Raw genomic sequence first — 2783 nt, 5'->3', positions numbered from 1 at the left:
CGATATAGTCAGCCGTATCAGCCTTTTCTTTCAGCATCTCTCAGCTTTTTCTTGATTCTTGTGTATTCGATATGCCTTTCAAAGCACTCAAATATGTTTGTTGTGCGGTAATACCGCTTTCGAGATCTTGTAAAGTATTCACGCATATATTTTGCCTGTTTCTCCAAGAAAACGCCATTTTTCTTATAAAGTCCGCAGAGTATCGCAGGAGCAGCGACTGCACCCATAGCGAAGATCGCCCCGGACATTCCGATAGCTGTTTTCGTCAGAAAGAAAACAGGTGCTCCGAGAACAAGACCGATACCAAAGCATATCACCTGTCTTTTGGTAAATCCCATAATAAACTTCTCTTTGATGTCGTTCAGGTCTTTCGGAATTTGTACATAATGTGCCATAGATCCTCCAATCTTGTTCAAGGTCAATGTGCGTTAAACATACTTTTGCTGATCGCTCCTGTACGCAGAATGGTAAAAATAAGTGCCGCCGTGTATCCCATAAGCATTGCCATTTGCATTATCACACCGTCCGAACTTGAATTGAGCGACGTGATCATATTGCTGAAAAGCGTTTTGAAAATACCGAGTGCGACTACGATAAAGAACCCCTGGAAAGAAAGAGCCAAAAGCTGCTTTACCCAGTTTTTACCGATACTTGCCCATTCACCGCTGTCCATCATTGTTGCCATAGGGATAGGTGCAATGCTGAGATACATAAACACCTCGATGATACGACTTGCAAGAGTAATTACGATCGCAACAATAAGTATCATCACTCCCAGATGAACAATAAGTGATATGAACCACACCGTCATCAGTTCTCCCAAGCCTAAGCTATTGAGAGCAGATTTCTTTAACGCAAGACTATTAGATAGATAATCACCGCTGCCGAACAGCGTGGCAAGTCCGTTGGAGCATACATTTGTGCCAAACGAAAATAGTGCGGAAGCGATGTAATATGTGTTGGCTACAAGTATTACACCGCATAAGGCTTTGATGATCCATTTGATAAAGATCGAATCGTCAAAGTCTTTGAAATTATTTCCCCGAATGACCATTTGACAAAGCTCATTCAAGAGAATGACTGTCAGAATGAAACCTCCAATAGGGACTACAACATTGTTACAGAGGGTTTCGATAGTTGCCCAAATTCCGTAGCCTGTCGGTGCACTTCCGGCAGTGCCCGTAAACTGAGCAGGGTGCTTTGTCAGAAAGTTTGATACAAGGTTTCCCTTTGCACCCGAACCTGTTGTCTGAGCAAATGTATCAGTCAGAAGTTCGGAAATTCCGTCAAACTGAGATTTTATGCCGTCCTTGAATAAGTCACAGCACCAATCCTCCAAAGCATCGATCGCATCGCTGATCACTCCCATTTATTCATCCCCCCTCTCCGAGGAATTCATCAATGGTCTGTCATATTTCACAAGCTGACGTAATTCCAGCTTTGTGGGAAGAAGGTTTCTGCAAAAATACGCAGAGCCGAAATGATTTCCCTTTGTTGTAAAGAGCATATTCTGCCGTGTATGATAATCGACCCGACTATCAAAGCAGAGCATCTGAATCTCATTATTGAATATCATGTACCGTGCCTTACCCTGAATACTGTTCACGGGCAAGAGAAGAGCAAAAGGCTTCTGAAAAGTAAAAGCTCGTTTCAGGACTTCATCTTTCTTAGAAAATGGAGGATTGCTTACGAGAATATCCCATTTGTCAGGCTCAAAGTGAAAATAATCCTTGCCATCTTTCAAGCTGCTTCGTTCCACGTCAAACCCCTGTTCCGTAAGATACTGATAAAACGCACTCCATTCTTCATCGAACGGACACCATATTTTCTTGTCTTTCGGCAAAAATTCCATTAACGGCTCTACCGCATAGAATGGAGTGTACACTTCATCTCCTGCACTTGTTTTATTGGCAGTTAAATATCCGATATTTATTGTCATTTATGTTTTCACTCCCTTTCATATCTGAGAGTGCAGATCACTTACCCAAAACCCATTATTGCAACGCAAAACCCACCGCTATGTAGCTAATCTGCTTATATTAGGTCACAACGTCACTTAAATCGCACCCGTCATCATTGTTTCAAGAACAGGAACGAGGACGATTGCAAGGAGTATCAGACCAAGGCCTGACATGAGCTGCTTCATGCCCTGGGATTTCGCACCGGGGTTATCATTACCGTAACCTTCCAGAAGGTTTACAACGCCCCATACACCAACACCTGCACCGATCAGGCAGATAACGCTCTTGAGTACGGTACAAGCAGTAGAAATGAAAGAAGAAGTATCAACAGCACCCGTGCCTGCTGCAAATGCCTGAGTTACACAGGTAGATGCCATAACGCCTGCGATCGTGCAGAACATGGTTGCCTTCTTTGCACCACGGGTGAGCTTAGAGAGCCACTTGTGCTTCGGTGCAGAGTCAGTGGCTGCTGTCTCCATTGCGGTTGCATCGACCGCAGAAATATTCAGTTCGTTCATAGGTAAAAAGTCTCCCTCAAAAAAATAAAGTAATAATTGTCCGCAGCTTCAACCGATTCTTTTTTTAGGCAATACCACACAAAGATCGTGCGGTATTGCCTTTATTCGGTTTCTTCACTGTCTGAGTTAAAAGCCGACATATATCTCTTTTTCTTCGGTTTCCTCAGATATTGCAGTACCAGCTTTATCTTTTTCTTTTGCTGATACTGTTGTAACTTCCTGTCCGGCGTTTGTCATATCCACACCATAAGCCGAAAAACGTTCTCTTTTGGGCAGTTTCAAACGCATCTCTCTTCGGTTACTC

At 43.2% G+C, this 2783-nt stretch carries 4 protein-coding genes; all 4 read right to left on the bottom strand.

Annotation, left to right across the window (positions count from 1 at the left end):
* Positions 1–17 precede the first annotated feature (17 nt).
* Positions 18–395 carry a PrgI family protein gene (locus RUM_RS09700; RefSeq protein WP_015558937.1) on the bottom strand — a complete coding sequence of 126 codons (378 nt, stop codon included), beginning with the start codon at positions 393–395 and terminating at the stop codon, positions 18–20.
* Between the two features lie 23 nt (positions 396–418).
* Positions 419–1369, bottom strand: coding sequence for a VirB6/TrbL-like conjugal transfer protein, CD1112 family (locus RUM_RS09695; protein WP_015558936.1), 951 nt, complete (start codon positions 1367–1369; stop codon positions 419–421).
* Positions 1370–1939, bottom strand: a complete 570-nt coding sequence (locus tag RUM_RS09690) for a hypothetical protein (protein WP_015558935.1) — start codon at positions 1937–1939, stop codon at positions 1370–1372.
* Positions 1940–2056: 117 nt separating this feature from the next.
* On the bottom strand, positions 2057–2272 hold the full coding sequence (locus tag RUM_RS09685) for a Maff2 family mobile element protein (RefSeq protein WP_041326773.1): 216 nt from the start codon (positions 2270–2272) through the stop codon (positions 2057–2059).
* Between the last annotated feature and the right edge of the window lie 511 nt (positions 2273–2783).

The organism is Ruminococcus champanellensis 18P13 = JCM 17042, assembly GCF_000210095.1.
GTDB classification, from domain to species: Bacteria; Bacillota; Clostridia; order Oscillospirales; family Ruminococcaceae; genus Ruminococcus_F; species Ruminococcus_F champanellensis.
The sequence above is the reverse complement of the archived record's forward strand: the minus strand, read 5'-3'. Positions and strand labels throughout refer to the sequence as shown.

Coding starts and splice junctions, on each gene's coding strand:
- RUM_RS09695 (WP_015558936.1), bottom strand. CDS start 1,369: ATGGGAGTGATCAGCGATGCGATCGATGCTTTGGAGGATTGGTGCTGT.
- RUM_RS09700 (WP_015558937.1), bottom strand. CDS start 395: ATGGCACATTATGTACAAATTCCGAAAGACCTGAACGACATCAAAGAG.
- RUM_RS09690 (WP_015558935.1), bottom strand. CDS start 1,939: ATGACAATAAATATCGGATATTTAACTGCCAATAAAACAAGTGCAGGA.